This window comes from Rhizobium sp. L9 (assembly GCF_002531885.1).
Lineage (GTDB): Bacteria > Pseudomonadota > Alphaproteobacteria > Rhizobiales > Rhizobiaceae > Rhizobium.
Window position 1 is genome coordinate 224,539 of the sequence record NZ_NWSZ01000011.1, and the last position, 21,832, is coordinate 246,370.

Consider the following 21,832-nt stretch of genomic DNA (forward strand, 5'->3'; position numbering starts at 1 on the left):
GGCTATTATGTCCCATTTTCCGTGGTGAGCACGCATGCCGATCTCTCTGTTCCTGGAATCCATCCACACCCGTGCGGAACGGGGTCGTGGCCGAGTTTGCGCAGAATGCCTTGACCGAGGCGCCCCGAGAAACTGCGCGATTGGCCGGGATCTCCTCGATAATGGCGGTGGTCTCCGCAAAGTGGTGGGTGGGCTGGCGGATGAGACGGTGGAAGACCTTTTGCGCTCGAACCTGTGCCCGATGCGTCCGGCCCTCAACCGGCTCCCCTGTCTTCTGCCTCTTCCAGAGCTGCGCTCAACAGTTGGAGCGCGAACTCCTCTGCAGCCTTTTCGTCATCCGCGCATAGCTTCAACGGGGCGCATCTCTCCTTCAGATTACGGATGAGTCTCCGGCGAAGCCTGGGGACGAGCCGCGTTTCCGTTTTGGCGAGAAGCTCCTGCAGACAGGTGACGGCCACCGCTTCAAACATGAGAAGCTTGCCTTCGACTTCGCCTTGCGAAGGAATGGGCAGCCGCTCGCCGCCTCGTTTGAAATCTCGCTCCGTCGACAGCATTTGCGGCCTCCTTAACCGATCACAGGCCTGCACCTTACCGAATTCCGCGATTGGGACGTCCACGGCCCCAATCGAGAAGCAACCTACAAGGCAGAAATCGACAGCGCTTTGACGAAGGTCAAGGAACCCCTTGCCATCGCGACTATCCTTTCCCTATCCAACCAGAGAGGTATATCGACATGGCCATCAGGACGGCATTAAGCATCCTCAGCGTTCATCAGTTCGAAGAAGATCTCAAAACCGCAATCGACTTCTGCGGCGCCCATGGCGCCCATTTGAACGCGCTGGTGATCTCTTTGGGAACTGCGCCGACGATCGGCAATTATAACACCATCTCTTCTGTCTGGCTTGACGAACGCCAGCGCGAAATCGACGTTTTGTCAGAGAAGACAGACGAGATCAGGACCGCTCTCGACCGAAGCGAGATCTCCTGCGAGGTCCAGGAGGTCTACACGGAATTTGCCTGGGCCGACGAAGACATTGCTGAAAGGGCGCTCTACGCCGACGTCGTCCTGATCGGGCGGCAGGCGGCCCAAGACGAAGATCTCCGCAAACGGATCATCAATGGGGCACTCTTCCAGACGCCGACGCCGATTGTCATCAACCGTGGCGCAGGCGCGATGAATGCCTCCTTGAGGTCGGTTCTGCTGGCATGGGATTCCAGCGACGAAGCGTCGCGCGCCGCCCGCCAATCGCTTGATCTGCTCCGCCAAGCCGACATCGTTTACGTCACGATGGTGGATCCGGTGGCGCGGATGCGCACGCACGGCGAAGAACCGGGCGCCGACATTGCCGCCTATCTTGCCCGTCATGGCGTGAAGGTGCAGGTGGATCGCATTGCCAGCGGCGGACGACGGGCAGACGAGGTCCTGCGGCAGCACGCCGTCGACGTCTCCGCCGACCTGATCGTCATGGGCGCATACAACCATCCCCGCTGGCAGCAGACGATCTTTGGCGGCGTGACGCGCGGCATGATCGAAGAAAGCCGGATGCCCATCTTCATGGCCCATTGAGCCGGCCGGCGCTCAGCCGGTCCGGCGTCTCACACCTCGTTGTGCATTTCGCCCGGTTGCTGCACACATCCGGGCGATAGGCACTAATCGATGGCGAAAGCCGCGCGGCCGGATATTGTCCGGACAAGGATGCCAAAGAAGATGTGCGGAGATTCGGCAAGAATCGGAACCTCCTTCGGGCTGAGCGAACCGACTTCCCACCAGTCCGGGTGCTTCTGCAATATTTCCCAGGCGTGCACACGCTCGCTCCGCCGGAGCTCAGTGTCGGGAAACTCCTCGAACTTTCCTTCGGCGATAACGCTCGTCCAGCCTTTGCCGACCCGCCGGTCCACCTGCAGGCACACTCTGTCGTTTTCCCGCATCCATTCGACTTTGCGGCCGGGCATCGAAAAACAGTATGCGACGCCATCTTCGAAGGCGAAATAGATAGGCACGACATAGGGCCGACTGTCCTTGCAGCAGGCTAGGTGCCCAAATCTTGTCTCTCTAAGGACGGCGTGGCATTCAGCCAGCGTAAGTTCCCGTAAACCCAATGACATGAGACGCTCCTTCGGATGTTCGAGGAGTCATTCTAGGCCGACCGCGCGGCTTCGCGCATTGATAAAGAGCAATGTCGTATTGGGTCCGCAGGGCCGACTTACGGCTCGGGCAGCAAGAGTGCCGCTCATGCCGGGATGACCATACTCGCCGCCACTCACGCTCATCGATTCGTGATGGAATCTGCTCGGGCAGAATGCTTCAATCCTACGAGGAATGCCTCTCGTCCGCCAGGCGGGCACAGGTCACACAGTATGGCGTGTAGGGGATGGCCTCCAACCGGTTGGGTTCGATCGGGGCGAGGCATCTGACGCAGCGACCGAAGCTTCAGCGCTTCAGCCGTTCGAGGGCCGCCTCGATCGATGTGATTTGCGCAGCGGCTTCCCTTCGCATTTCGGTCAGCACCTGATCATTCTCGACCTGAGTGATGCGATCTTCGCTGTCCGGATCCAGCGCGACACCGAGATCGGCATCGATCGCCGACCGCCGGCGCTGCAGGTCCGCTTTCATGGTCTTCAGTTTGTTTTCTATCTCTTCGTTCTTCATCGAAGCTTTCCCGCTGCGTGAAACGGCGGCACATGCCGCGCTCTGTTCGCCCATTCGCCCGGCCGGCGGCTGTCCGAATGCAATGTTCATCACCGTACAACCGTCTGGGAAGGCTGCATTGATCGGCGTCAATGGGGGAGGGGATGGGCAGATTGAGACATGTCAACGCGCAAATCCCGCTCAAGTGCGAGAGTGGCGACGCAGACCGCCATTCTCTTCTTGGGGTGTACACCATGAAACGGCATATCTTCCTTCCGCTTCTCACCTATCCTGACGCGACTTCGGAAGTCATGATCGCCAATGCGGTGATGCTGGCGCGCCACATGCAGGCGACGCTCACCGTCTGTGCGGTGGAGATTACCATTCCCGACGTCTCCAATGCCCTGTCCTCACTGATCATCGATGCAGCACGAATGGCGCGGGAAGCGGGGGCGCTGAGCCACAAGCGCGCTTCGACGCTGACGCAGAAAGCGCTCGAGGAGGCAACGGCGGCTTCTGTCGATCTACGCACGCGCGAGATCAAGGTCGAGGAGCCATTCGTCGTCGACGCGGTGGCGGAAGCCTCGCGCGCCTACGATCTCGTGCTTCTGGAACTGGCAGGCCTCTCCCGTCCAATCGTCGAGGCGGTGCTGTTCGGGTCGGGGCGGCCGCTCATCCTCTATCCGCCGGCGCCTTTCGGCGGCCGGATCGATCGTGTCGTCATCGCCTGGGATGGCAGCCACGCGGCCGCGCGGGCGGCTCATGATGCCTCTGTCTTCCTGGAGCAGGCCTCCAAGGTCTGCCTGCTTTCGGTGATCGACGAGAAGCCGGTGACGTACGAGACTGGCGATTATCTCATCGAAAACCTGCTGAAGAGCGGCGTGATGGCGGAGCCGACGCGGCTGCGCGCACACGGCAATCCGGTCGGGGAGGTACTGCAGAGCAAGGCCTTCGAATTGCGAGCCGACCTTCTCGTCATGGGCGGGTTCGGTCATTCGCGTTTGCGCGAATTCGTGCTCGGCGGCGCGACGCAGGCGGTGCTGACCAGCATCACCCTGCCTGTCCTGCTATCGCATTGAGAGACGGCATGCGATCAAGCACCGGCTCTCGAACTCATTGTCAACGCCACGAAGGCCGCGCGCCTCAGGCGGCTCCTCAATCCCGTCGCAGCGTCTTACCGGATTCCGCATCGAACAGATGAAGCTTGCCCGGCCGGGCAGCGATCGTTACGGCCTGCCCCGGCTCGAAATCGTGACGTTCAGACAGCACGGCGACAAGCTCGCCGGATCCGTAGCGCAGAAATACCATCGTCTCGTGACCGGTGGGCTCGGTGACGTTGACGGTCGTCTTCAGGCCGCTCGGAGCGAGCGACAGGTGTTCGGGCCGCACGCCCAGACGCACAGCCTGGCCATCGGAGGCCTCCGGCGTGAAACCGAGCGCGATCTCATCGCCTGTCTCCGTGACGAAGACGGCTCCATCGGCCTTGTAATGACCTTTCAGCAGGTTCATCGACGGCGAGCCGATGAAGGTGGCCACGAAGGTATTGCGCGGACGGTCGTAGAGTTCCAGCGGCGTTCCTGTCTGTTCGATCTTGCCGCCCTGCATGACCACGATCTTGTCCGCCATGGTCATCGCTTCGACCTGGTCATGGGTGACGTAGATCGTCGTGGTTCTCAGTCTTTGGTGGAGTTCCTTGATCTCCTTGCGCATCTGCACGCGCAGCTTGGCGTCGAGATTCGACAGGGGCTCGTCGAAGAGGAAGACCTGGGGCGATCGGACAATGGCTCGTCCCATCGCCACGCGCTGCCGCTGGCCGCCCGAAAGCTGGCGCGGATAGCGGTCAAGATAGGGCACGAGGTCGAGTGTTTCGGCCGCCGCCTGCAGGCGCTGCTTGATGAGATCGGCCGGCTGCTTCTGGAGGCGCAGCGCGAAGACCATGTTCTCGGCAACGGTCTTGTGCGGATAGAGGGCATAGCTCTGGAAAACCATCGCAATATCGCGGTCCTTCGGCGGCAGATTGTTGACGATCTTTCCGCCGATCGAGATGGTGCCGCCGGTAATGCTCTCGAGCCCTGCGACCATGCGCAGCAAGGTCGACTTGCCGCAGCCGGACGGGCCGACGAGCACCACGAACTCGCCGTCGCGAATGTCTATATTGACCCCATGCAGGATATTTAAGGCGCCGTATGCCTTCCGCGCCTCTGAAATATTGACCTCAGCCATATGCCTCCCACTCGCTTTCCGGTCACCCCAGGCACACATTCCAGGGGATGAATCTCTCGACAGTATCCAGCGTATGAGGCACAACGAACACGCGCTCTGCCACGACACCGAAATACCTTCAAAACCTCCTCCATGAAACGTTTCATTTTTTATTGACTTTTTCCGCTTCCCGTCTAATGCTCAATGATGAGACCGAGAGGAGCGGTTTCAAACAAGAATTATGAAACGTTTCATTTTCTTGTTTACCAGATAGTTCTGCACGAGACCAGTCCCAATTCGGGCCGGAGCCTATCCGGAACACTGGCTGGCGGCAGCGCACCAAACGTGGAGGAGGAAGACATGAAAGTCGAAATTTACGATGCATTGATGCGCCGTCAGGCAAGCCGCCGCGACGTTTTGCGGGGAACGGCAAGTGCGGCGGCTCTGCTCGGCCTGTCCGGCGCGATGGGCGGAATTGCCGGCGCCGCATTCGCCGCCGATGACCTACGCGCGCAGATCCTGCAGATCCCGGGCGTCGGCAAGGGTTCGCCGACGGACGCGGACTGGCAGAAGGTCGGCGAGCTCTGCCTCGGCCCGACCAAGGCCAATGTCAAGCAGGGTGAATTCGCCGGCGTCGAGCTGACCTTCATGGGGCTCAACAACCAGAATCTGCACAACTTCCTGTTCCGCGGCTTCCTGAAGCCTTGGGAAGCCTATACCGGCGCCAAGATCAACTGGATCGACCTTGCTCAGGCCGATTACAACGCCCGCCTTCAGCAGTCGATCGCAACCGGCACGGTCGATTTCGACATCCTTGAAATGGGCGCGCCTTTCGAAGGCGATACCGCCGGACGCGGGCTTCTCGACGAGATGCCTGACTGGGCTGCAAAGCAGGTCGAAGCCGACGACCTGGTGAGCTACCTGAAGCCACCGGTCGGCACCTGGGACGGCAAGACCTATCGTGTCACGATCGACGGCGACTGCCACACCTTCGCCTATCGCAAGGATTACTTCGGCGAAGGCTCGATCAGCGGCATGGCCGAGCCGCCGAAGACCTGGCAGGAGGTCAACGCAGCGTCCAAGGCGCTGATCGGCAAGACCGATCCCTTGACCAGCCAGCCCGCCTACGGCTATCTCGACCCGCTCAAGGGCTGGGGCGGCTTTGGCTTCTATTTCATCGAAAACCGTGCGACAGCCTATGCCAAATATCCCGGCGATCCGGCCTGGCTGTTCGACCCCGAAAATATGAAGCCGCTGGTTAATAACCCCGCCTGGGTCCAGGCAATCCAGGACGTCCTGGATTTGATCGCAGCCAAGGCCTATCCGGCCGATCAGATCAATGCGGACCCCGGCACCACGGCCTTCTCGCAGTTTCTGGCAGGCACCGGTGCAATGCTGATGTGGTGGGGCGATGTTGGCTCCGGCGCCCGCACATCCGATACCTCTGTCGTCGGCGACGTGGTCGGCTTCGGCATCAACCGCGGCTCCAACCGCGTCTACAACCGCAAGACCGGACAGTGGGAAGACAAGTATAACGAGGCGCCCAACATGGCCTACCTCGGCTGGGGCATCTACGTCACCAAGCGGGTCTCCAGCGACGAGAAGAAGCGCAAGGCGGCCTGGTCTGCTGCCGCACATCTCGGCGGCAAGGATCTGTCCCTTTGGACCTCGGCCTATCCCTCCGGCTTCCAGCCCTATCGTCAGTCCCACTTCAACTATGACGAATGGGAAAAGGCCGGTTACGACCGCGCCTATATCGAGGATTATCTGGGTTCGAACGCCGACAGCTACAATCACCCGAACGCCGCGATCGAACCGCGCATCCCCGGCATCTTCCAATACTACTCCGTCGCCGAGGACGAATTGGCGAAGGGCTTTGCCGGACAATACAAGTCGGCACAGGAAACGGCGGATGCGATTGCAGCCGCCTGGGAAAAGATCACCGACCAGATCGGCCGCGATAGCCAGCTGAAACTCTATCGGGCGAGCCTCGGGCTCTGATCGATTGACATAACGCGCTGGCGGACCGGAAGGCTCCGCCAGCGCCCATCCTGTCTGGGCGAGGAATATCAATGTCGACAGTCGAAGGCGACCTGCTCCACACGGTCGAAGCCGGCTCCATTTCCGCGAGCCGCCGTCTCTGGGGCCGCTCGGCTCTATGGCTCAGCGCCATATGGTTCATCGCATCCTTTGTGTTGCAGGCTGTCCACGAACTCGGCTGGACCGATTGGGGCTTTGCCAACTGGCGGCCGGTTCTCTACGCCTATTTCATCTGGGCCGCGGTTCTTTGCGTCACCCGCGTCGTCATATACGGCGAGGCCGGCAAGAAGGCGCTCTTTGTTCTGCCGGCCGCACTTTTCGTCGTATCGATGGTGGTCTTCCCGCTGCTCTTTGCGCTCTGGATCGGCTTCTCCGACTGGAATCTCGCCTCTTCGGCCGGGCGGCGCTTCAACGGGCTTGATAATGTGCGCCGGATGATCGCCGATCCGTTCTATGCCAATGCCTTGCTCAACATGATCCTTTATTGCCTTGCGATTGCTGTTGAATATGCGATCGCCTTCGGCCTGGCGCTGCTCCTCAACCAGGAAATCATTGCCCGGAAGTTCTGGCGGGTTACTTTCCTCGTGCCCTTGATGTTGTCGCCGGTCGCGGTGAGCTGGATGGTGGGCAAGTCGATGCTGGAAACCCGTTTCGGCCCGATCGCGCGCATGGCCCGCTGGCTCGGCTGGGAAAACCCGTCCTTTTTCGGTGATCCGCTGACGGCGCGCCTTTGGATCATGATCATGGACGCCTGGACCTTCATTCCCTTCATGATGATCATGCTGCTCGCCGGATTGCAGGCCTTGTCGAGGGAGGTGCTGGAGGCGGCCGAAGTCGACGGCGCCACCAAGTGGCAACGCTTCTGGCAGGTGATTTTCCCGCTGATGCTGCCGGTGTCAGTCACGGCGGTGATGATCCGCATTATTTTCAAGCTAAAGCTCGCCGACATCATCATCACCGTGACATCAGGCGGCCCGGGCGGGGCGACCGATTCCGTCACCAGCTTCATCTACCGCGAATACCGCGACCGCTCGAATGTCGGATATGGGACCCTGCTCGCGCTCGTCTATCTGGTCATCATCGTCGTCGGCATGACGGGGCTGATGAAGATCTCCGACCGCATCGTCAAGCGTATGACAGGAAGGCTCTGATGGTTCGCATCGATTTCGAAAAATACGGACGGGGCCAACGCCTTCGCTGGTGGGCCATGCGTTTGGCCGTTTACGGCCTGCTCGTCATCTGGGCTTGTGTCTGCATCTTCCCGCTGTTCTGGACGGTTTCGACCTCGTTCAAGACAGCCGCAGACGTGATGCGCGGCAATCTGATCCCGTGGTTCAATTTCGCGCCCAACTGGCTCGGCTGGCGCTCGCTCGGCCTCTCTCCCGATACGATTCCCCAGATCTCGACCGTGCGCGACGAGTTCATGCGCAGGCTTTGGAACAGCGTCATCATCTCCGTCACCGCATCCGCGCTTGCGGTTGTGCTCGGATCGCTGGCGGCCTATGGCCTCAGCCGCTTCTCCTATAAATTTGGCCATATGCGCAATTCCGATATTTCCTTCTTTTTCCTGTCGCAGCTCATCATGCCGCCTGTTGTCCTCGCTCTGCCATTCCTGGTTCTCTACAAGGAACTGGCACTGCTCGACACCTATGCCGGCATGATCGCCGTCTATACGCTGATGGTGCTGCCGATCGTCGTCTGGATCATGCGCGATCAGTTCGCAACCATACCGGTCGAGCTCGAGGAGGCGGCGCTGGTCGACGGCCTGTCGATCTGGGGCGCCTTTGCCCGCATCATCGTGCCGCTCGTCCTGCCGGGCATGGTGGCCGCCTTCCTTTTGGCGCTGATCTTGTGCTGGAACGAATATTTCTTCGCCGCGCTGCTGACTTCCACCAATACCAACACGCTGCCTGTCATGATTGCCAGCCAGACCGGCAGTCAGGGCATCAACTGGTGGTCGATGGCTGCCCTCTCCACCGCCGGCATCCTGCCGCTGGTTATCGTCGGCGTCGTGCTGGAAAAGCATATCATCGCCGGCATGACCGCAGGCGCCGTAAAATAGCTGCGGGATGGGAACAATGTCGAAGATGCCCACTGTCAAGGATGTTGCCGAATATGCAGGCGTATCCGTGGGCACTGTTTCGCGTGTGCTGTCGGGCGAAGCCGCGGTCAAAACCATGCTGCGCGAAAGGGTCAACGACGCCATTTCGGCGCTCGGTTACCGGCCGAACGTGACCGCAAGGGCGTTGCGCACCAGCAGAACCGATGTCATCGGCCTCGTCGTTCCCGACATCACCAATCCCTTTTTTGCGCAGCTTGCGGCAAGCATCGAGCGAGCGGCGCTCGAATGCGGTCACAGCCTGATGCTGGCAAGCTCGCATAATGACAGCGAGGCGGAGCAGAGCCATGTTTCGGCTTTTCTCGACCGATCGGTGCGCGGCATCATCGTGGTGGCTTCAAGCGACGGTTCAGGTCTTGATCTGCCGGCCTCGGTACCGGTCATATCGCTGGACCGCCGCTTCGGCGCCTTTCCCCTGGTATCGACCAACCATGCGCAGGCGGCCACGCTGATTGCCGATCATCTCTACGGGCTTGGGCACCGGCGCATCGCCTATATCGCGGGGCCGACCGACACCGAAGCAGGACGCATGCGCAAAGAGGCCTTTGTCAGCCGCATGCACGACTTCGGCAGGAGCGGTGAGCCTGTCGAACTGGAAATCTCCCATGGCAGATTCGACTACGAATCCGGCGAGAGAATTGCACGCGAGCTGCTTTCGCGCCCGCCACAGGCCCGGCCGACGGCGATTGCGGCCGCCAGCGACCAGCAGGCGATCGGCGCATTGAGGGCCGCCCGCGACCTCAAGATCGACGTGCCGCGAAAACTTTCCGTCACAGGTTTCGACGACATCTCGCTTGCCAATCTCGTCGTGCCGCGGCTGACAACCATCCGCCAGCCGGCCGATATGCTGGCACGGCGCGCGGTCAGCCTTCTCCTCGAAGAACCGCCGGGCAAGGGCGACGAAATGGTAGACGGATCGCTGATCGTGCGTGGTTCGAGCGGCCCGTGTCCGCAACCTGGCGCATCAGCTCGAAAGTCGGACCCGATTTCCGGAAAGCCCGATTCGTAGATGCACCACGCTCCGAGGCGGACGTCGCCAGACATGCAGATTGAAGGACGGCCGGCTTTCCGGCTAGAGGAAGGATGGAAGATCAATGCTCAAGGGAATTCGGGCCGAACTCAACGGCGATATTCTTCAAGCACTTTGCAATATGGGACATGGCGACTATCTCGTCATCTCCGACACGAATTTTCCATCAGATTCTATAGCCCGCCAGACGCGGCTGGGCAAACTCCTGACCATGGAAAACATCCCCGCGCCGCAGGCGATCGACGCGATCCTTTCGGTTCTGCCTCTGGACACGCCGATCCAGCCCTCGGTTGGCCGCATGGAAGTGATCGGCAAGCCGGATGAAATTCCGCCGATCCAGCAGGAAGTCCAGGCGATTGTTGACCGCGCCGAAGGCAAGCCGTCGCCCATGTATCCCGTCGAACGGATGGCGTTCTACGACATTGCCAAAAAGGCCTATTGCGTGATCGCAACCGGGGAACTGCGGTTCTATGGATGCTTCCTGTTGACCAAGGGCGTCATTCCAGCGGAAGAGGCCGTGAGATGAGCGAGAAAAGCGGGATCGTCATCCTCGGCATCTTTGCCGCCGACACCGCCTATAAGGCAAAGCGCCTGCCCCACATTGCCGAGACGCTGATGGGGTCGGGCTTCACGCTCGGGCCGGGAGGCAAGGGCTCCAACCAGGCGATTGCCGCGGCAAAGGCAGGCGGCAAGGTGACTTTCATTTCACGGGTTGGCAACGATGCCTTCGGCGCGATGGCCCTTGCCGCCTATGCGGAGGCGGGCGTAAAGGCCAATGTCATGAAGATGGAAGGCGTTTCCACGGGCGCTGCCTTCATCTTCGTCGACGAAGTGAGCGGCGACAACGCCATCATCGTGGTGCCGGGCGCCGCTGGGCTGATCGGCATTGAAGATGTCGAAGCGAACCGGGCGGCGATCGAAAGCGCAGCGATCTTCATGACACAGCTCGAACAACCGCTGGAAGCGGCTTTGCATGGTCTGTCCATAGCCAAGAGGGCAGGGGCCACGACAATCTTCAATCCGGCGCCGGCCAGCGCCATCCCGGACAGCATCTATGACCTGTGCGATTTCATCGTTCCCAACGAAGTGGAAGCGGCGGAATTGGTCGGCCATGCGATCGAAACCGATGAGCAGGCACGTGCAGCTGCACGCACGCTGATTGATCGTGGGGCGAAAGCAGCGGTTATCACGCTTGGCGCCCGCGGCGCGCTCTATCACATCGCCGGGCAGAGCGAATTCGTCCCCGCATTTGCGGCAGGAAGTGTCATTGACACAACTGGCGCCGGTGACGCCTTTCTCGGCGGGTTCGCGACGGCGATTTCCGAAGGCCAGGCGCCAGCGGAGGCCGTCCGTTTCGGCTGCGCTACCGCCGCGATCGCGGTCACACGACCGGGCACCGCCCCTGCCATGCCTTCTCGCGCCGAGATCAGCGCCTTGCTGCGCTCCTGATGATTGGGTCACTGCGGAATTGGCGAGTTGCCATCTCCAGAACCCGTCAATCCAGCCTTGCGGTAAAGACGTAGCCGACGCCGCGCACGGCCTTGATGAATTGCGGTTTCTTCGGGTCCGTCTCGATCTTACGCCGCAGCCGGACGATCTGGGCATCGATCGTCCGGTCGAAGGCTTCAAGATTTCGGCCCCGGGTCAGGTCCATCAGGACGTCGCGGGTCAGAACCCGTCCGGCATGCCGGACGAAGGTCGTCAGCATATCGAATTCACCGGTCGTCAGTTCGATCTCCGTGCCGTCTGGGTCGAGTAGCTGGCGGCGACTGAGGTTGAGCTTCCAGTCCTCGAAGCCGATGATTTCCTCGCTGGCCGCTTCTGCGATTCTCGCAGGAGATTGCCGGCGCCGCAGGATAGATTTCAGGCGCGCATGTACTTCCCTGAGATGGAAGGGCTTGGCGATGTAATCGTCGGCGCCGACCTCCAGACCGACGATTCGATCGACGACGTCGTCGCGACCCGTCAGCATCATGATCGGCACGTCGGACTGGGCGCGGATTTCACGGGCAAGATCAAGACCATCCGTGCCGCCGGGAAGAACGAGGTCGAGCAGCACGGCGTCGAAATTCTGCTGGCGCAGGCGCACGCGCATCTCGGTGCCGTCAGCGGCGGAAGAGACCGTGTAACCCTCATCCTCGAAATAGCGCGTCAACATCTGCCGAATGCGCGGATCGTCGTCGACGACGAGAAGATGCGCGTCATGTTGAAGTGCTGCCATCGTCCATCCGCCAAGCCTTGCTCGTTACAGATCGTATTCAGTGGCATCGTCTTTAACATGCCCCTCAAGCTGGTGTCACCAGCCGGCCGGCGTTGTCCTCATCGGAAGCCGCAAATCCACTCAGGTCGGATTTGCAGGTCTGGTCGTGCAGCCAATGGCGTTTCGCCGGCATCGGGACGGGGGCCGGCGAGGACTGCCATGCGCAGAGCCATCCGCGGACATCGTTCGCCGTAATCAGAATCGTGTTGCCGCTCGTTAAGGCAAGGCGGCGCGCGGCTATCTGGCAGAAAGTGTCAACGTATTGAAGAAGGCGGAATTCGGTTGCCCGCGGCGGCGACGCAACGGACAGCAATGCCCTCCGGGACACGATGACGGTCTTCATGTCGGGCCCGAACCGCACATCGATATTCCCTGACTTGTCTTTCGCATCGAGACTTGATGTGACGATTTCATATGGCATTCCATCGCTCCGGATCATTGGTTCGTCGCTGCGGCCTATTCCAGTTTTCCAGGTTACGACGCCGGTCAAAAGACGCTTTGACCTCGATCAAATCGAAAGGGCGGGGACGGCACCGAACATCCGCCCCGGGACCACCCGCGACGGCTTTAAGGCAATGTACAAATATCTGGATGATTTCGCGGCGACGGCAACATCATTGATTTGGAACAAGGAAGACCGTGCGGCCCCTGGGCATAAAGCATCCTGCTTTTTGAAAGGAAATATGATGATGCCCGACGATCTTGTCGCAAAATACGGCGATGCACGGCTTCCGCGTTACACGAGTTACCCAACGGCGCCGGCTTTTTCAGCAGCCGTCGGACCGGATGAATATGCCGCCGGCCTTGCCGAAATCGGAGAGGCCGGCCCAGTCTCGGTCTATCTCCACCTACCATACTGCCGCTCGATGTGCTGGTACTGCGGCTGTCACACGACCATCACCCGGCAGGATGCTCCGGTCGTCGAATATCTTGATGTGATGAGCCAGGAGATCGAGCTCGTTTCCTTTGCCGCCGGCAACGACGTGCCCGTCAGAAACGTGCACTTGGGCGGCGGCACGCCGACGATCATGAAGCCGCAGGAATTCTCCGCTCTGATGGCAAAGCTCCGGAGCGCCTTCGCCTTCGAAGCGGATGCCAGCGTGGCAATCGAGATCGACCCGCGCACATTGGCCGCCCCCATGATCGATGCGCTCTTCGAAAACGGTGTCGATCGCGCGAGCCTCGGGGTCCAGAGCTTCGACCCGGTCGTGCAGGCGGCAATCAATCGGCTGCAGTCCTTCGAGCAGACGGAGATGGCGCTCACCGGGTTGCGCTCCGCAGGCGTGACAAGCATCAATTTCGACCTGATCTATGGCCTCCCGAAGCAGACTGTCCGATCCTGTGTGGAAACCGTCCGCCTTGCCGCGGAGCTGCGTCCGGAACGTTTCGCTGTTTTCGGTTACGCCCACATACCCTCCTTCAAGAAGCATCAACGTCTGATCGACGAAGCATCGCTGCCAGACGCAAAACAGCGCAACGAGCAGGCGGAAGCCATCGCCCAGGAGCTTCAACAAGCCGGATATGTGCCTATCGGGCTCGACCACTTTGCCTTGCCGGAGGATCAGCTGGCGTTCGCCGCACGCAACGGCACGATGAGACGAAACTTCCAGGGCTACAGCACGGATGACTGCGATAATCTCATCGGCCTCGGCGCTTCCGCGATCGGGCGGCTACCGAGTGGCTATATGCAGAACCACGTGCCTCTGGGTCTCTATGCGGAGCGGATTGCCTCTGGCGTCCTGCCCACCGCCAAAGGCTATCTTCTCAGCCAAGAGGACAAGCTTCGGGCGAGAATCATCGAAAGGCTGATGTGCGATTTCGAAGTCGACCTCGGAAGTGTGAGCAGCGGAACGGGTTTCGACACCGGCTTCCTTGTTGAGCGCAACGACCGTCTCGGTGAGCTGATGGCCGACGGCGTCGCGACAATGAGCGGCGAGCGGATCGTCGTATCCCGAGACGCACGCTTCATGGTCCGTGCAGTCGCGGCGGCGTTCGACGCCTATTTCGGCTCGCACGGACGCAAGCACAGCAAGGCCGCCTGAACTGCATCAGAGCCGGGCGATCGCCGGCAGCCTGAGCCGCAGCGCAGTCTTGAACGGCCGCCAACCGGCGAAGGCAAGGCGGGTTCTCCATCGTGCGGGATGGCGCGCGAGTGCGGCCATCCGCGCCGGTCATTGATTACTGGGTGAGATGGGCAAGATCGGCGTCGAGCCGCTTGCGTACCATGTTCGGCACCTTTGCCTTTTTGATGGCTTCGAGATTGGCCGGGCTGTCGCCGACCTGGATCAAGGCAACCATGCCCATGCCGACATGCGGCGTGCATTTCAATACATAGGCGCCGGGAACATCGAATTTCGCCTGATACTGTTCGTTCGGCTTGGATTTGAATTCGGCGACGCCATCCGGAATGAGGCCCTTGAAGGTCTCGACGTTGTGGCTCTTGTCGGTAGGGATGAAGGTGACAGTGTCGCCGGGGGCGATCTTCAAGAAGCCGGGCTCGAACACCATTGCGCCGTCCGCGCCCTTGTTAAGCATCTGAACCTGGTGGTCGGCGGCCATCAAGGGCGCTGCCGAGGCAATCAAGGCTGCCGCTGCAGCGATCAGACCGAATTTCAAACGCATGTGCAATCTCCTGTTCTGCGAGGCTCCATCCGCCGCGTGAACCGGTCTTAGGAGATGCCGGAATCCGGTTCTTTGACCCCCGTCAAATTCGCGAAAAAAGCTGGCGATCAGGTTTTTGTCTGTCTGCCGACAATGGCAACAGGCCCGAAGTCACTTCGCGTCGAGAAGCTCGCGGATCTTCAAGGCCAGTTCTTTGGCGGTATAGGGCTTACGCAGCCACTGTGCGCCGGGAACGGTGCCTTTTTCCGCAAGACCCGGCTCGGAGTATCCTGACGTGAACAGAACCGCGACGTCTGGCCGCATAACCCGCACTTCCCGTGCGAGTTCGTCACCGGTGATCCCGCCCGGCATGACGATGTCGGTGAACAGGAGCGCGACGCCGGGGTTCTCCCGCAGGAGGTCGAGTGCGCGGTGGCCGTTTTCGGCTTCACGCACCGTGTAGCCCATTGACGCCAGCCTGGCGACGGCCACGCGGCGGACGCGGGCGTCATCCTCCACGACCAGCACTGTTTCGTCGCCGCGCGGCAGCTGGCTCTCGCCGCTGTCAAGATCCGACGCCGGCTCCCGAGGCTTTGCGTCACTGATGGCAGGCAGATATATCCTGACTGTCGTGCCGCGCCCCACCTCGCTGTAAAGCTGGAGATGCCCTCCCGACTGCTTGACGAAACCATAGACCATGCTGAGCCCGAGCCCCGTGCCGGAGCCGACTTCCTTGGTTGTGAAAAATGGTTCTATCGCGCGCTTCCTGACCTCCTCGGTCATACCGATGCCAGTATCCGTCATGGCAATGAGGACGAAGTTGCCGCTGCGCACCTCCGGGAACATCTTGGCATAATCTGCGTCGAGATGGACGCGCGAGATCGTCGTCGTCAGACTGCCGCCCCTCGGCATCGCGTCCCTTGCGTTGAGGGCGATGTTCAGAATGGCGTTCTGGAGCTGTGAGCTGTCGACGAGCACGTCGAGGCCCGACCCGTCAATGACGGTCGACAGCTTGATATTTTCGCCGAGCGTTCGCCGTAGCAGATCCGAAAAGCCGCTCACGAGCTGACCGAGATCGGCATGCTTGGGGTTCAGCGGCTGCCGGCGGCCGAAGGCCAGCAGCTGCCCGGTCAGGATCGCTCCGTCCTGCGCGGCGGACTGGGCTTCCTTGAGAATGTCGCGAAGACTGCCGGGCGGCAGCTTGTCCTCGATCATTTCGAGGTTGCCGCTGATGACGGTCAGGAGATTATTGAAGTCATGCGCAAGGCCCCCGGTCAGCTGTCCGATCGCCTCCATCTTTTGCGCCTGGCGAAGATCCTCCTCGATCCTGAAGCGGCTCGTCAAGTCGCGGACAAAACCGGTGAAAATCCGCTCGCCGTTGGCCGTCGCCTCTCCAACGTGCAGTTCCATGGGGAATTGTGAGCCGTCGGCCCGCTGTCCGGTTACGACGCGCCCGTAGCCGATAATGCGCTTCTCGCCGGTTTCGATATAGTGGTCGATATAGCCGTCATGCGCTTCACGGTAGGGGGTGGGCATCAGGTTGCTGACGTTACGGCCGCAAATCTGATCCGCGGGCATTCCGAACAGCTTTTCAGCAGCTTTGCTGAATGACAGAACCTTTCCCTTATGGTCGATCACCACCATCGCATCGGGTACGGTGTCGAGGATTGAGCTGAGATGCGCCTCACGCGACTTGACCGCCTCTTGAGCTTGCCTCAGTGCGCTGACATCGCTGTTTGTCTGGATGACCGTAAGCTCTCCGTCCGGCAGGCTGACCAGCACGCAGCGCGATGCGACGTGAATGTCATGACCGCTCTTGTGGCGATGAATGATTTCGCCCTGCCAGAAACCGCGCGATTTCAGCTGATCGCGGATGTTTTCCGCCGGTTCGAGAAACTTCGTCGCCAGAAGTTCGTGGACCTTCTCGCCGACGGCTTCCTCTCGTGCCCAGCCATACATGTTCTCGCAGCCGATCGACCAGTGTGTGATCGTTCCGTCGAAACGATGAACGACGATATCCGCTCCGTCGAGTACGTGCACCATGGCATCCAGCTCCTGCGGCGATGCGGTTCTCGGTGACACGAGGCGGTGAGGCATGAATGTCAATCCTGCGGCTTGTTGCATCAGTGCAGGTTGACCCTATGACAGGAATCGTCAGAAAAATCATCAGCGTCGCCGGACAACTGTTTCAACCGGGCAATATTGACGATCCTCAGGTCGTGCCTGCCCTCGGGAATAACGATGTTGCGAGACGCCAGTTTCGTGATCGTGCGAGACACGGTCTCGATGGTCAGGCCGAGATGATCCGCAATGTCCTGGCGGTTCATGGGAACGCGCACCAGGCCTTGGCGCGGCCGCAGGTTGCGGCGGGACGCAAGCTTGAGGATAAAGCTGCAGAGACGCTCCTCGGCATTCTTTTTCGACAACAGCACCATCTGTTCATGAGCGGCGGTCGCCTCCTGGCAAAGCAGGGAGATATAGGCCGGGCCGAGCGAGTCGGAGCGGGCGACTTCTTCGTGAAAGCTCTTGCGCGACATGCGCCGGATCTTGCATTCGGTGACGGCCTCCGCCGTGAAAATGAAGTCGTTTTGCAACGAGGCGCCGATGAGATCGCCGGCGAAATGAAAGGCGGTGATCACCCGGCGGCCCTCGCCGATGATGCGATGCAGGCGAACGACGCCTTCTTCCACCTGGAAGAGATGTTTCGCCTGGTCGCCCTCCCAGCAAATCGCCTTGCCGGCTGCGACAGGCTCCGCCGCCGAGCTCAGGAAAAGCGACGAAAGCGATTGGCCGGCAGCAATTGCTTCGACCGTTTTCTCGGCATTTTCGAATGCGTGGTTGTTCTGCATCAGCATCGTCGTGTCCCCTCGTGGCAGTGGGTGCAGTAGAAAGCTGTCGCGTCACAAGGGAATGAGCGGACGGTGCCAAAGGGTGAAAGAAAGTAACAGTGTGTAACAGCGGCGGTCCATCCGCGGCGTGAGGTCCCCTTGTTGATGTAGATCAAGGAGCCATCGCTAGGTTCGTGACAGTCCTGCCCCGAACTACCGAGAAAGCCGGCCGCGGGGCGGTCGTCTTTGCACTGGGGACGACATCATGAATTACACGATGGAAACAATGATGCTCGCGGTCGCGGCGTTTCTAGCGCTGCTTGGAGCCGCATTCGCGCACGATCATCTTTTTGCGATCCATATGGGAATACTCAGCTTCTGCCTGGTTGCCGGGACCCTGCTCCTTGTCAGGAAGGTCGACTTCACACCGGCGGACCAGCGGCAGAAAGTCGACCTGTCAGGCTATTTCGACGAAGTGGTCCGCTACGGCCTGATCGCCACCGTATTCTGGGGCGTGGTCGGCTTCCTCGTTGGCGTTATCATCGCGCTACAACTGGCTTTTCCCGACCTCAATATCGCGCCCTACCTTAATTTCGGCAGGCTGCGGCCGGTTCACACATCGGCGGTCATCTTTGCTTTCGGCGGCAACGCGCTGATCATGACGTCCTTTTATGTGGTGCAGCGGACCTGCCGCGCGCGGCTCTTCGGCGGTAGCCTCGCCTGGTTCGTCTTCTGGGGCTACCAACTCTTCATCGTCATGGCGGCGACAGGCTACGTGCTCGGCATCACCCAGGCCCGTGAATATGCAGAGCCCGAATGGTATGTCGACCTCTGGCTGACGATCGTCTGGGTCGCCTATCTCGCCGTCTATCTCGGAACGATCCTGAAGCGTAGAGAACCGCACATCTACGTGGCGAACTGGTTCTATCTCGGCTTCATCGTCACTATCGCGATGCTGCACGTGGTCAACAACCTTTCCGTTCCGGCCTCGTTCCTCGGCTCCAAGAGCTATTCTCTCTTCTCGGGCGTCCAGGATGCGCTGACGCAATGGTGGTACGGCCACAACGCCGTCGGTTTTTTCCTCACCGCCGGCTTCCTCGGCATGATGTATTATTTCGTGCCGAAGCAGGCCAACCGGCCAGTCTATTCCTACCGGCTGTCGATCATCCACTTCTGGGCCCTGATTTTCATGTATATCTGGGCCGGTCCGCACCATCTGCATTACACGGCGCTGCCCGACTGGGCCCAGACGCTCGGCATGGTTTTCTCGGTCATGCTCTGGATGCCCTCCTGGGGCGGCATGATCAACGGCCTGATGACGCTTTCGGGCGCCTGGGACAAGATCCGCACCGACCCGGTCATCCGGATGATGATCGTCGCCATCGCCTTTTACGGCATGTCGACCTTCGAGGGCCCGATGATGTCGGTCAAGACAGTCAATTCGCTCAGCCATTATACCGAATGGACGATCGGCCACGTGCATTCCGGCGCGCTCGGCTGGGTCGGGATGATCACCTTCGGGGCAATCTATTACCTGACACCGAAACTGTGGGGGCGCGAACGTCTCTACAGCCTGCGGATGGTCAACTGGCACTTCTGGCTCGCGACCCTCGGGATCGTGATCTACGCCGCCGTGCTCTGGGTAGCCGGCATCCAGCAGGGTCTGATGTGGCGCGAATACAATTCCCAGGGCTTCCTCGTCTACTCCTTCGCGGAGACGGTCGCGGCGATGATCCCCTACTACGTGCTACGCGCGGTCGGCGGAACGCTTTACCTGGCGGGCGGCCTCGTCATGGCCTGGAACGTGTTCATGACGATCCGCGGCCACCAGCGCGACGAAGCTGCAATCCCGACCACTTTCGTACCCCAGGCACAGCCTGCCGAATGAGGTGAGACATGGCATCGATATTGGATAAACATAAGATCCTCGAGAAAAACGCGACGCTTCTTCTGGTCGGCTCGCTGCTCGTCGTCAGCATCGGCGGCATCGTTGAAATCGCACCGCTGTTCTACCTGCAGAACACGATCGAAAAAGTGGAAGGAATGCGTCCTTACACGCCGCTGGAGCTCGCAGGACGCAACGTCTACATCCGTGAAGGCTGCTATCTCTGCCATAGCCAGATGATCAGGCCTTTCCGTGATGAAGTCGAACGCTACGGCCATTATTCACTGGCCGCAGAATCCATGTACGACCATCCGTTCCAGTGGGGATCAAAACGTACGGGGCCGGATTTGGCCCGTGTCGGCGGACGTTACTCGAACGAATGGCATGTCCAGCATCTCGCGGACCCCCGGGCAGTCGTGCCGGAATCGATCATGCCAAGCTACGCCTTCCTCAAGGAGCAGGAAGTGACGGTCAAGGATATCGTAATGGACCTCAAGGCCAACGAGGACGTCGGCGTGCCCTACAGCGACGACATGCTGGCGAATGCGGAAGCCGACATGAGGGCTCAGGCCGATCCGAACGCGGACACGATGGCCCTGCTCGAACGCTATCCGAAGGCGAAGGTCGGCGATTTCGACGGCGACCCGGCCAGGCTGACCGAAATGGACGCGCTCGTCTCCTACCTGCAGATGCTCGGAACGCTGGTCGATTTCTCGACCTATGACGACGCGACCGGCTACCGTTGAGGTGATCCATGGAAACCTACACCGCAATGAGACACTTCGCCGATAGCTGGGGCTTGGTGGCAATGGCGGCATTCTTCGTCGGGGTGGTCGTGTTCACCCTTCGCCCAGGCAGCAAGCAGACGGCGAAAGAGGCCGCCGATATTCCCTTGAAGGACGATTGAGATGTCGGAAAAACATATCGATGAATTGAGCGGCGTCGAAACGACCGGACATGAATGGGACGGCATCCGCGAGCTCAACAATCCCATGCCCCGCTGGTGGGTGTGGACCTTCTACGCCACCATTCTCTGGGCGGTCGGCTATGCGATTGCATATCCCGCGATCCCGATGATCACTTCCGCCACGAAAGGTTATCTCGGCTACTCGACTCGCGCGGAGCTGCAGCAGGACCTGGACCAGGCCAAAGCGTCCCAGACGCAGTTTCACGACCTGATCGCGGCAAAGACAGTCCAGGAGATCGACGCCGATCCTGCCCTCCGTGCATTCGCAATCGCCGGCGGTGCGTCCTCATTCAAAGTCAATTGCGCGCCCTGTCATGGCTCGGGGGCGAGCGGCGGCCCTGGCTTTCCTAACCTGAACGATGACGACTGGCTATGGGGCGGCGACCTGGGCGCCATCCAGGCGACGATCGCCCACGGGATCCGGTTCGATTCGGATGCCGAAACCCACGCTTTCGAGATGCCGGCCTTTACCGATGTGCTCGAGCCTGCCCAGATGCGGCAGGTCGCTGCCTACGTCTGGGGCCTGACCAATACGCCCTCGGATCCCGCTCTCGCGGAGGCCGGAAGGCAGGTCTTTCTCGACAACTGCGCCGCGTGTCACGGCGAGGATGCCAAAGGAAAGGCGGAAATGGGAGCGCCGGATCTCGCCGACGCGATCTGGCTGAAGGCGCGCGGCGAAGACGCCATCGTTCGCCAGGTCGCCTCTCCCAAACATGGCGTCATGCCTGCCTGGGCTGCGCGCCTCGGGGATACGACCGTCAAGGAGCTCACCATTTTCGTTCATTCGCTCGGCGGCGGAACCTAGAGCAATTCCAGCAGAAGTGGGCGGCGATTTTGGGCCGAGATGGCGAGAAAACAGAGAGACAGGGCAGTTCCGTGGTTCGAAGAAAACGAAAAATGCTCCAAGGAGAAGCGATGATAGTTCACGATCACAATCCCATCCTCGGTCTCTACGGCACCCCGCGCGCCATCATCCGCTCTCGCGTTTCGGAACGCGCCAATGCGGTCCCGCCGTCGGCCGAATAGGAGGATGCGGCAAAGATCGGAAATTCGATCGTAAGCTTGATCTGCCTCAAGGATCACAATCAGACGAGCCGATAGTTTCAGCTCCTGTCGAGGACGCTCCAGCGGTGTTTCTCCCCCGCTGTCCTCCGGCCACGCCCTTACCCCAGGGCGTGGCCTTTTCATTCCGGAAGGTCATTTCTTGATCTGCATCAAGGAACTGATGCGCCGCGGGTGGGACAAGGGCAGGCAAACACTGGACAGGTTCC

Annotated in this window: 22 protein-coding genes and 2 pseudogenes; 14 read left to right on the forward strand and 10 right to left on the reverse strand. The window is 60.4% G+C overall.

All coding sequences use genetic code 11. From position 1 onward, the window contains the following. Positions 1 to 254: 254 nt before the first annotated feature. A complete protein-coding gene (locus CO660_RS13630; RefSeq protein WP_097599144.1) occupies positions 255 to 554 on the reverse strand; it encodes a hypothetical protein in 300 nt (99 codons plus the stop codon). 179 nt (positions 555 to 733) lie between these two features. Between CO660_RS13630 and CO660_RS13635 the strand changes: the two genes are divergently transcribed. Beyond that, positions 734 to 1,567, forward strand: a complete 834-nt coding sequence (locus CO660_RS13635; RefSeq protein WP_097599145.1) for a universal stress protein — start codon at positions 734 to 736, stop codon at positions 1,565 to 1,567. Between the two features lie 83 nt (positions 1,568 to 1,650). On the opposite strand, the gene CO660_RS13640 is transcribed toward CO660_RS13635, so the two are convergent. The 3 genes and pseudogenes from CO660_RS13640 to CO660_RS33825 form a co-directional block, all read right to left on the reverse strand. Further along, positions 1,651 to 2,106, reverse strand: a complete 456-nt coding sequence (locus CO660_RS13640; RefSeq protein ID WP_097599146.1) for a pyridoxamine 5'-phosphate oxidase family protein — start codon at positions 2,104 to 2,106, stop codon at positions 1,651 to 1,653. A gap of 205 nt (positions 2,107 to 2,311) precedes the next feature. Beyond that, positions 2,312 to 2,419: pseudogene (locus tag CO660_RS34310) on the reverse strand (TraR/DksA C4-type zinc finger protein); the annotation flags it as partial. 12 nt (positions 2,420 to 2,431) lie between these two features. Further along, positions 2,432 to 2,650, reverse strand: a complete 219-nt coding sequence (locus tag CO660_RS33825) for a hypothetical protein (protein ID WP_245421325.1) — start codon at positions 2,648 to 2,650, stop codon at positions 2,432 to 2,434. A gap of 233 nt (positions 2,651 to 2,883) precedes the next feature. Between CO660_RS33825 and CO660_RS13650 the strand changes: the two genes are divergently transcribed. Continuing rightward, positions 2,884 to 3,708, forward strand: a complete 825-nt coding sequence (locus CO660_RS13650; protein ID WP_097599147.1) for a universal stress protein — start codon at positions 2,884 to 2,886, stop codon at positions 3,706 to 3,708. 76 nt (positions 3,709 to 3,784) lie between these two features. Here the strand turns inward: CO660_RS13650 and ugpC are convergent, their stop codons facing one another. Then, positions 3,785 to 4,852, reverse strand: coding sequence for a sn-glycerol-3-phosphate ABC transporter ATP-binding protein UgpC (ugpC, locus tag CO660_RS13655; protein ID WP_097599148.1), 1,068 nt, complete (start codon positions 4,850 to 4,852; stop codon positions 3,785 to 3,787). Between the two features lie 339 nt (positions 4,853 to 5,191). Here ugpC and CO660_RS13660 point away from each other — a divergent pair, with 339 nt between their 5' ends. The 6 genes from CO660_RS13660 to CO660_RS13685 all read left to right on the forward strand — a co-directional run bounded on the left by CO660_RS13660 (position 5,192) and on the right by CO660_RS13685 (position 11,469). Then, positions 5,192 to 6,832, forward strand: coding sequence for an extracellular solute-binding protein (locus CO660_RS13660; protein WP_097599149.1), 1,641 nt, complete (start codon positions 5,192 to 5,194; stop codon positions 6,830 to 6,832). 71 nt (positions 6,833 to 6,903) lie between these two features. Beyond that, positions 6,904 to 8,022, forward strand: a complete 1,119-nt coding sequence (locus CO660_RS13665) for a sugar ABC transporter permease (protein WP_097599150.1) — start codon at positions 6,904 to 6,906, stop codon at positions 8,020 to 8,022. Next, positions 8,022 to 8,933, forward strand: a complete 912-nt coding sequence (locus tag CO660_RS13670) for a carbohydrate ABC transporter permease (RefSeq protein ID WP_097599151.1) — start codon at positions 8,022 to 8,024, stop codon at positions 8,931 to 8,933. Before CO660_RS13665 ends, CO660_RS13670 begins: the two co-directional genes overlap by 1 nt. A gap of 16 nt (positions 8,934 to 8,949) precedes the next feature. Further along, entirely contained in the window at positions 8,950 to 9,999 is a 1,050-nt protein-coding gene (locus CO660_RS13675; RefSeq protein WP_097599152.1) for a LacI family DNA-binding transcriptional regulator, read from the forward strand. An 85-nt stretch (positions 10,000 to 10,084) separates the two neighbouring features. Beyond that, a complete protein-coding gene (locus CO660_RS13680; RefSeq protein WP_097599153.1) occupies positions 10,085 to 10,546 on the forward strand; it encodes an RbsD/FucU domain-containing protein in 462 nt (153 codons plus the stop codon). Further along, positions 10,543 to 11,469, forward strand: a complete 927-nt coding sequence (locus tag CO660_RS13685; protein ID WP_097599154.1) for a ribokinase — start codon at positions 10,543 to 10,545, stop codon at positions 11,467 to 11,469. The genes CO660_RS13680 and CO660_RS13685 overlap by 4 nt, the downstream gene beginning before the upstream one ends. Before the next feature lie 46 nt (positions 11,470 to 11,515). Here CO660_RS13685 and CO660_RS13690 read toward each other — a convergent pair whose 3' ends face one another. Beyond that, a complete protein-coding gene (locus CO660_RS13690) occupies positions 11,516 to 12,241 on the reverse strand; it encodes a response regulator (RefSeq protein ID WP_097599155.1) in 726 nt (241 codons plus the stop codon). 64 nt (positions 12,242 to 12,305) lie between these two features. After that, positions 12,306 to 12,701 (reverse strand): hypothetical protein, encoded by a 396-nt coding sequence (locus CO660_RS33830; RefSeq protein WP_348627645.1) that lies wholly within the window; start codon positions 12,699 to 12,701, stop codon positions 12,306 to 12,308. A gap of 268 nt (positions 12,702 to 12,969) precedes the next feature. Here CO660_RS33830 and hemN point away from each other — a divergent pair, with 268 nt between their 5' ends. Next, the gene (gene hemN, locus CO660_RS13700) at positions 12,970 to 14,322 is read left to right on the forward strand and encodes an oxygen-independent coproporphyrinogen III oxidase (RefSeq protein WP_097599177.1); all 1,353 of its coding nucleotides are present in this window, start codon (positions 12,970 to 12,972) and stop codon (positions 14,320 to 14,322) included. A gap of 136 nt (positions 14,323 to 14,458) precedes the next feature. Here hemN and CO660_RS13705 read toward each other — a convergent pair whose 3' ends face one another. From CO660_RS13705 to CO660_RS13715, 3 genes are all read right to left on the reverse strand, one after another. Next, positions 14,459 to 14,902, reverse strand: a complete 444-nt coding sequence (locus tag CO660_RS13705) for a pseudoazurin (protein ID WP_097599156.1) — start codon at positions 14,900 to 14,902, stop codon at positions 14,459 to 14,461. A gap of 150 nt (positions 14,903 to 15,052) precedes the next feature. Next, positions 15,053 to 16,978, reverse strand: a complete 1,926-nt coding sequence (locus CO660_RS13710) for a PAS domain S-box protein (protein WP_097599157.1) — start codon at positions 16,976 to 16,978, stop codon at positions 15,053 to 15,055. Positions 16,979 to 17,004: 26 nt separating this feature from the next. Beyond that, positions 17,005 to 17,736, reverse strand: coding sequence for a helix-turn-helix domain-containing protein (locus tag CO660_RS13715; protein WP_097599158.1), 732 nt, complete (start codon positions 17,734 to 17,736; stop codon positions 17,005 to 17,007). A gap of 238 nt (positions 17,737 to 17,974) precedes the next feature. On the opposite strand from CO660_RS13715, the gene ccoN reads away from it, so the two are divergent. The 5 genes and pseudogenes from ccoN to CO660_RS13740 all read left to right on the forward strand — a co-directional run bounded on the left by ccoN (position 17,975) and on the right by CO660_RS13740 (position 21,662). Continuing rightward, entirely contained in the window at positions 17,975 to 19,597 is a 1,623-nt protein-coding gene (gene ccoN, locus CO660_RS13720) for a cytochrome-c oxidase, cbb3-type subunit I (RefSeq protein ID WP_097599159.1), read from the forward strand. An 8-nt stretch (positions 19,598 to 19,605) separates the two neighbouring features. Next, positions 19,606 to 20,340, forward strand: coding sequence for a cytochrome-c oxidase, cbb3-type subunit II (gene ccoO / locus CO660_RS13725; RefSeq protein WP_097599160.1), 735 nt, complete (start codon positions 19,606 to 19,608; stop codon positions 20,338 to 20,340). 8 nt (positions 20,341 to 20,348) lie between these two features. Continuing rightward, positions 20,349 to 20,501: a cbb3-type cytochrome c oxidase subunit 3 gene (locus tag CO660_RS13730; protein ID WP_085780668.1), complete on the forward strand. Its 153-nt coding sequence runs from the start codon at positions 20,349 to 20,351 to the stop codon at positions 20,499 to 20,501. 1 nt (position 20,502) lies between these two features. Next, entirely contained in the window at positions 20,503 to 21,366 is an 864-nt protein-coding gene (ccoP, locus tag CO660_RS13735; protein WP_097599161.1) for a cytochrome-c oxidase, cbb3-type subunit III, read from the forward strand. Positions 21,367 to 21,476: 110 nt separating this feature from the next. Beyond that, a pseudogene (locus CO660_RS13740) lies at positions 21,477 to 21,662 on the forward strand (hypothetical protein). Positions 21,663 to 21,832: the final 170 nt, after the last annotated feature.